The 7471-nt window shown below is 59.3% G+C and carries 7 protein-coding genes; 5 read left to right on the plus strand and 2 right to left on the minus strand.

Annotated features, from left to right (window positions below; genetic code table 11):
• Nucleotides 1-100 precede the first annotated feature (100 nt).
• On the minus strand, nucleotides 101-706 hold the full coding sequence (locus PMI34_RS00460; RefSeq protein ID WP_008054208.1) for a transglycosylase SLT domain-containing protein: 606 nt from the start codon (nucleotides 704-706) through the stop codon (nucleotides 101-103).
• Nucleotides 707-766: 60 nt separating this feature from the next.
• On the opposite strand from PMI34_RS00460, the gene PMI34_RS28895 reads away from it, so the two are divergent.
• The 4 genes from PMI34_RS28895 to PMI34_RS28900 all read left to right on the plus strand — a co-directional run bounded on the left by PMI34_RS28895 (nucleotide 767) and on the right by PMI34_RS28900 (nucleotide 4550).
• Nucleotides 767-1015, plus strand: a complete 249-nt coding sequence (locus PMI34_RS28895; RefSeq protein WP_157222746.1) for a hypothetical protein — start codon at nucleotides 767-769, stop codon at nucleotides 1013-1015.
• Nucleotides 1016-1095: 80 nt separating this feature from the next.
• Nucleotides 1096-2793: a molecular chaperone HscC gene (locus PMI34_RS00455; protein WP_008054209.1), complete on the plus strand. Its 1698-nt coding sequence runs from the start codon at nucleotides 1096-1098 to the stop codon at nucleotides 2791-2793.
• A gap of 3 nt (nucleotides 2794-2796) precedes the next feature.
• Complete coding sequence (locus PMI34_RS00450) at nucleotides 2797-4386, plus strand: J domain-containing protein (protein ID WP_008054210.1); 1590 nt, start codon at nucleotides 2797-2799, stop codon at nucleotides 4384-4386.
• Between the two features lie 23 nt (nucleotides 4387-4409).
• Nucleotides 4410-4550, plus strand: coding sequence for a hypothetical protein (locus tag PMI34_RS28900; RefSeq protein WP_008054211.1), 141 nt, complete (start codon nucleotides 4410-4412; stop codon nucleotides 4548-4550).
• A 176-nt stretch (nucleotides 4551-4726) separates the two neighbouring features.
• Here PMI34_RS28900 and PMI34_RS00445 read toward each other — a convergent pair whose 3' ends face one another.
• Nucleotides 4727-6274, minus strand: coding sequence for a phospholipase D family protein (locus PMI34_RS00445; RefSeq protein ID WP_008054212.1), 1548 nt, complete (start codon nucleotides 6272-6274; stop codon nucleotides 4727-4729).
• A 263-nt stretch (nucleotides 6275-6537) separates the two neighbouring features.
• Here PMI34_RS00445 and PMI34_RS00440 point away from each other — a divergent pair, with 263 nt between their 5' ends.
• Nucleotides 6538-7359, plus strand: a complete 822-nt coding sequence (locus PMI34_RS00440) for a DeoR/GlpR family DNA-binding transcription regulator (protein WP_008054213.1) — start codon at nucleotides 6538-6540, stop codon at nucleotides 7357-7359.
• The last annotated feature ends 112 nt before the right edge of the window (nucleotides 7360-7471 follow it).

Here is a 7471-nt window from a genome sequence, read left to right on the forward strand (position 1 = left end):
CGGGATTAGTTGACCACTACAAGGCCGACCTTCCTCACCATGTGTAATACCTTGCCCCGCATCTTCCCCCAGGAGGTGCGGGGATTTTTTCGTCAATGCTTTAAAACCACCCGCTACGACCATCTTCCAACTCTTGGCGACACACTTTCAGTTGCGCGTTGTAAATCTCTGACTGCTTTTGCACTTTCTGGGCAACCTGCATCAGCCACGGTTTACTGCGATAGGTATTGCGGCTAAAGCCCCCACGCCCCTCGTGATACGCCAGATACTGATTGTAAGTGTCCCATTTGGAGATTCCGAGCTGACGCTGGGTGCCAGTGGTGTACCAACCGATAAACATGATCGCGTCGTCGAAACTGTCACGCGAACCACCGTTGCCCGTATTGTCCTTGTACTCACCCCACACAGGGTCTTGAGCCTGCGCATAACCGTAGGCCGAACTGACTCGCCCCCAGGGGATCACCCAGAGCAGGTAGTCACGAGGCGGCAATGCGTCCGCCACGTAGCTGCTTTCCTGCCTCATGATCGCCATGGCCACATGCAGGGGTGTCCCATATTCACTCTGCATTTGCAGCGAATCCTCATACCAGTCGGGATACTCACGGTAAATACTGCAGAGATTGTCTTGGTCTTTTGGTGGCGTAGTCGTGCAACCCGTCAAAAACATAAACAACAAAGCCAACAGCAGAACTTGTCCCTGTTTCATTCAATACCCTCAAAAGTAAGGGCATAAGGTACCCTCCGTTTACTGCAAGGAGCCTGAGTCATGCAGGTGCAGGCAAAAACGTCAGAAGACATCCAGCTTGCCCGCGTCACCCTTTTGAGTGAATCGTCCCTGGATTTCCAGTCGCTGTGGCAGGTCGGGGTTGGGTGGTTGCCACCCGTCGCGGCAGGCAACAATCGGCCAAAAAAACCTCATGGCCATGCTTCAGCCCAATCATGTCCATCACCTGCAGGTTGCGGCCCCGTCCTCTTATCTAGCGTGCGGACATTGAACCTTCATTGGAAAAAATGATCGCAGGTGTCTAGGATCTGCCTCTGCTGGTCAAGGAAGAACAGGCTTGTCAAGTCAAGCCATGGAAAAGGAAAGCACTGATGATTGTCGGAATCGATCTGGGTACCACCAACAGCCTGGTGGCTGTCTGGCATAACGATGCCAGTGCTCTGGTACCTAACGCACTGGGCCAATTACTGACCCCTTCGGTCGTGGGGCTGGACGATGAAGGCCGGATCCTGGTCGGCCAGGCTGCCCGCGAGCGGCTGCACACCCACCCTGCCATGACCACTGCGTTGTTCAAGCGTCATATGGGCAGCGCGCACACCGTGCAACTGGGTACGAAGTCGTTGCGCCCTGAAGAACTTTCGGCGCTGGTGCTCAGGAGCCTCAAGGAAGACGTCGAACGTGCCTACGGCGAACCGGTGACCGAGGCGGTCATCAGCGTCCCCGCGTACTTCAGTGACGCGCAGCGCAAGGCAACCCGTATCGCCGGCGAACTGGCCGGCCTGAAAGTCGACAAACTCATCAACGAACCGACCGCCGCCGCACTGGCCTACGGCTTGCCGCAGCACGGCAAGGAGACCTCGTTCCTGGTCTTCGATCTGGGCGGCGGCACCTTCGACGTGTCCATCCTGGAGCTGTTCGACGGCGTCATGGAGGTACGGGCCAGCGCTGGCGACAACTATCTGGGCGGTGAGGATTTCGACCAGGTGCTGGCCGAGCGCTTTATCCAGACCCAGCGCGACCAGCCAGGATTTGCGCCAGTGCAATCGATGGCCCAAGCACTGCGCCGCGAAGCCGAGCGGGTACGCCAGGCGCTGGGGCAGGAACTGGCGAGCGAGTTTGTCCTGCGTGTGGACGGCCAGCAGTGGAAGCATGTTTTTACCCAGGACGAGATGGCCACATTGTTCGCGCCCTTGCTCGAGCGCCTGCGCAATCCAATTGAACGCGCCCTGCGCGATGCCAGAATCCGTATCAACGAGCTCGACGAAGTGTTGCTGGTAGGCGGCACCACCCGCATGCCATTGGTGCGCAAACTGGCCGCGGGGCTGTTCGGCCGCTTCCCGTCCATCCACATCAACCCCGACGAAGCCGTGGCTCATGGCGCCGCGATCCAGGCGGCGCTGAAGTCCCGCAGCGCCGCCCTGGAAGAAGTGGTGTTGACCGACGTCTGCTCCTACACCCTGGGCATTGCAGTGTCGCAACGGGTGGGCCAACACCATGAGCAAGGGCACTATCTGCCGATCATTGAACGCAACAGTACGGTCCCGGTCAGCCGGGTCGAAACCGTGTGTACCGTTCATGACTTGCAGGAAAGCGTACTGGTGAAGATCTACCAGGGTGAGAGTCGCCTGGTGCGCGACAACATTGCCCTGGGTGAGCTGGAGATTCCGGTCCCGGTGAACACCGGTCGCGTCGTCGAACTGGACGTGCGCTTCACCTATGACAACAACGGCATTCTGGAGTGTCAGGTGAGCATTCCCATGACCGGTGAACAGCACGCCCTGGTGATCGAAAACAATCCGGGCGTGCTCAGTAGCGAAGAAATCGCCGAGCGCCTCAAAGCGCTGGCCGAGCTCAAGGTGCATCCCCGCGATCAGCAGGCCAATACCCTGCTGGTAGCCCGCCTGGAGCGCTTGTATCAAGAAAGCCTGGGCGAGCTTCGTGAGCAGATTGACCAGTGGGCAAGCCTGTTTCAGCAGGCACTGGCAAGCCAGGACGAGCGAGTCATCCGCCAGGCTCGCAACGCTCTGAGCGAGCGCATCGGCCTGCTCGAAACCGGTGGTGGATTCTGAGCCATGGAGCCTGTTTTCGATTGCTGGGAAGTCCTCGACCTGCCCGCCCGATCCGACGAACGCAGCATCAAGCGGCAATACGCCAGACTGCTCAAGGTCAGACGTCCGGATGAGGATCCCGTCGCCTTCCAGCAACTGCGTGAAGCCTATGAGCAAGCCCTGCAAATCCTGCGCGAGGGCCGGGACGAGGTTGATCGGGTTGCAACTGACATTACCGCTCGGCCCGTTGCACAACACCGGCCACACCCGAGCCTGACACCCACGCGGTCCCTGCACGAGCAGGCCGTTGAACTGTTATCCGGATTTGATGATCAGGCGGTTGATCGCTATTGGACCGAGGCATCGGCCAGGGGCTGCAACGCCGAATTCGAACGGCTGCTGTTCCAGCGTTGCGTGGACGACCCTCAAACGCATGAGTCCCTGCTGACCTGGGGTCTTGAACAGCGTCAATGGTTGACGCCCTGGCAACAGATCCCTGCCAGTGAGTTTCACCAGCAACAGTTGACCCTCGCCCTCACCGCAGCGCTTTACCGCAAGCTTGATCATCTGCTGGCAAGTGGCGAACAGGAGCTCTTCCTGGACTGCCTGGAACACCACAGCCGCCAACCCTGGCTCGGTGATTTCGCTCGTCGTCAGGCGCTTCAGGTACAGGTTCTGAACCTGTTCCTGAATACCGAGGACTGGTCAGAGCAACTGTTCCAACGAGTGTGTCAATTGTTCGCCTGGGATGTAGAAGCGGCGGTTGTGCCCATTGCCGAGGACCAGTGGCAAGCACTGCGTCGGCGCTGCGAGCAGCAAGCCTGGCTCGGCGAACTGCGTTCCCTGATGCAGCAACGCCAGCAACATCCCAGTGCGCGCGCCAATGCCGCCGCGCTGTTCCTGCTGTCGACCCAGCCAGCGCAGCAGGCGGAACTGGCCCAGGGTTTCGTCGAGGCTGACTGGCAAGCCTGCGAACAATTGGCACAGGCCTTTGCCACTCGCTTCCCCGATTTGACGGGCATGTTCCCCAACCACGATCCGTGGTTCTGGAAGGCACTTATCGGCCACAAGGACCCGCCCTATGGCGTGAAACGCGCGGCCTGCGTGTTGACCATCGCCCTTGCACTGAACAACCTGGGCGGTTCCGGACTCGTTGTGCTACTCATGCTGCCACTCTATGCACTGGGTGGCTGGTTGGCGGCGCAGGTCGGCAAATGGCTGCTCAGCCATTGGACCACCTTGACGGAGAACCTGTACGACCTCGACCTGCGCGCCAGCGAATGGTTTGTACGACACAAACTGACCGCGGATCGTCGCTACCTGGTGATACGCAATGGCGGTCCGTTGCTGGCACTGGCCTTGGTTATCTGGAACTGGCTCGGGGTACTGGGGCTGGCGACTTATGTGATCACCGGAGTGATCGGCCTGCTGCAGCCCGCCAGTGCAGTCCCCACGGACCGCCAGTACCGCTGGCGTAAGCCATTGCAGGCGATCTACCGGATTGCCGGGCTCAGCCGGCTGCAATGGCTGTTCTGCCTGTCGATGGTGCTGGTCATTGGCTATGTGCAACTGCACATGCCCGGCACCCTGCTCACTCAAGGTCGATTGCGCTGAATATCGCATCACAGGGAATCAAAATGGATCACCCGTTCAAGGTGTTTGAAGACTTTGTGAACTTGCGCCACACAGAGAAAAACCCGCCTGCCGGCGTTGAAAAGATCACCCATGCAACACAACAGCTATCCATCGACGCCTTGATCAAGGAAGTTGTTGGCTGATCCCATCCATCTGAGGCCCCGATGATGACCTACAGCATCCGCGAAGTTCTGCAGCGCATGCGTTTTCTGCACGACTACTCCTTTATTTACATTTACGAGGATAAATAACGTCTGTGTTGGTAGCCAGGCAGTGATGCCGTAGGCATGAGGCCAAAGGCTGTACGCCGGGTTTCGATCTAGAGCATTTTCTCCAGGCCGATCTTGTCGCTGAGCCAGGCCTTGAAGCTGCGCCATGTGCCGCCGGGTTCCTTGCGCAAGGTCTGCTGGCGACCGTCGTCCTCGGTGAGCCAGACGACTTCGCCGTTTTCCAGTCGGGCCTGGTAACTCATGGCCGGCGCCATGCCCTCAAGCGCAAGCTGGCGCACTTGGCCGGCCAGCTCGGGACTATCGACCAGCACCCCGACTTCAGTGTTCCAGAACACAGAACGCGGGTCGAAATTGAACGAGCCGATGAACACTTTCTGCTTGTCCAGGATCATGGCCTTGGTGTGCAGGCTGGAGTCCGAGCCACCACTGAAACCAAACGAAGAGCTACGGCCGGGATCGTCCGGCTGACGCCGCAGCTCATAGAGTTTCACACCATGTTCGAGCAGAGTCTTGCGATAGGGTGCATAGCCGCCATGCACCGCCGGCACATCGGTAGCTTCCAGTGAGTTGGTCAGCAGGCGCACATCAACGCCAGCATCGGCACGACCCAGCAGATAGTCCATGCCCGGCTTTTGCGGGACGAAATAGGCCGAGATCATGATCAGCTCGTTATTGACGCCATCGAGATCAGGCCGCAGTTGTGTGGCCATCAATAGCGCACGGGCCGGTTCGCCGTCGGCCAGGACTTTGCTCGGAGCGTCCCACATGGCCTTGTTATGGGCCCAGATCAGTTGCTTGCGCCAGGTCTCGAGCTGCGGTTGAGTCTGGTAGGACATGAGATGGTTGTACAACACCTTGCTCTCGATACGTGAGGTCTGGAGCGATTGCTCCAGGCGTTGACGGCTCTGGAGCAAGTCTTGCGTTGTCGGCTTGTTGCGCAGCAAGTCGCTGATCGGCTGGCTCAGGGCGCTGTTCCAGTACTGATCGAAGCTGTGCCCCAACTGCTCGGCGACCGGACCGATGCACAGCAAGTCCATGTCGGTGAAGTTGAGGTCGGGCTTGGCGTCGAAATACTCATCACCCAGGTTGCGTCCGCCGACGATGGCTGCGCTATTGTCGGCCAGCCACAGTTTGTTGTGCATGCGTCGGTGTTGTTGGGAAAGATCAAGCAGACGGCCCATGGTTCGGGTGACCACGGTGCTGCGCCCCAGATGCAAAGGGTTGAAGACGCGGATATGGATGTTCGGGTGCACCGCCAGGGTTGCGATGACTTCTTCCTGGCCGTCGCTGGCCGTGTCATCGAGCAAGATGCGTATCCGTACGCCACGATCGGCAGCCAGCAGCATTTCACGCACCAGTGCCCGGGTGCTGAGTCCGTTATGCACAATGTAGTACTGCAGATCGACGGATTTCTGCGCATTGCGGATCAACTCGGCGCGCGCCCGGAATGCTTCACTGCTGTTGGGCAGCAAGCGAAAACCCGAGCGCCCCTCATGCGTGGCGGCCTGAGCCTGGATCGAACGCCCGAAAGCCGAATCGCCGGCGGGTATCGCCTCGCTGAATTCGTGGGGCAAGCGCGTGGTGGCGCAGCCGACGAGCAGCAGCGCGAACAGCATGGCGCAGAGGAACCGGGACATGGGCTGGTCCTCAACCTGGGCGTGTGTAGATTTGAACTCGGCATCCAGCCAGTACTGGCTGCCAAGAACACGCAGCCCTCGATAATCCGCACGACTTGTTCCAGTAAAGCCCCTTTTGAAGCAGCGTGTCGAAATTTTCCGGCAACTGCACCCGGAGCATGAAACCACCCCCGGTGCCTCGTCGCGCTACTGATCCGGCGGCAGATTCGCTACTATGTTTACCCGCCTTCCCTGTCTGCGGATTACTTCTTTCTGGAGCCCGAATGCCTAGTCAAAAGGACATCGCCGCCGAAAGCGGCGCACCGATGATCCCTGAACAGCGCCGTGAGTTGATGCTGCGACAGTTGCGCAAGCATCAGGTGCTGAGCGTTCATCAATTGATGGAAATGTTCGACTGCTCGCACATGACCATACGCCGCGACATCGCGTTGCTGGAGCAGGAAGGTCGTGCTTACTCGGTAACGGGTGGGGTGCGGATCGCCAGCCAGTTGCACAGCGAGCCCAGCCATCAGATCAAGGCGGTGGTCGAGTTGCCGCAGAAGCAGGCCATGGCCAGGCTCGCCGCCCGGCTACTGCATGCCGACATGACGATTTACCTGGATGCGGGAACCAGTACGCTGGAAATCGTCCCCTACATCAAGGCGCTGTCCGGCATGACCGTGGTGACCAATGACTTCGGCATTGTCCAGGCACTGATCGAAGCCCCCCATGTCACGGTGATTCATACCGGCGGGCAACTGGATCACTCCAATCAATCGTGCGTGGGCGGTCTGGCGGTTGCCACCTTGCGTCAGGTCGTTACCGACATCGCGTTCATATCCACCAGTTCATGGGATTTGCGTCGCGGCCTCACCACCCCTTCGGCGCTGAAGGTTGAGGTCAAGCAAGCCGCGATGCAATCGGCTTCGCAAGTGGTGCTGGTGGCCAGCAGTTCGAAATACGGCACCTTCAGCATGTACAGGATTGCCGGACTCGAGCAGTTCGACATCATCCTCAGTGACGACGCGTTGACCCCTGCCGCGGCCGATGGCATCCGCAAGCAGGGTGTCGAACTGTTGCTGCCGGCTGACAATGCCCCGGCCTGAAACGACGGGCTCCTGGCCTAATGCCAGTCAGTTAAGCGGTAATGCGATCCGTAGCAGCTGCCGAGCCCGCGAGGCTGCGTTCGGCTGCGCAGCAGTCGTCAGTCCAGCTGAC

Source organism: Pseudomonas sp. GM74, from assembly GCF_000282455.1.
Taxonomy (GTDB): Bacteria; Pseudomonadota; Gammaproteobacteria; order Pseudomonadales; family Pseudomonadaceae; genus Aquipseudomonas.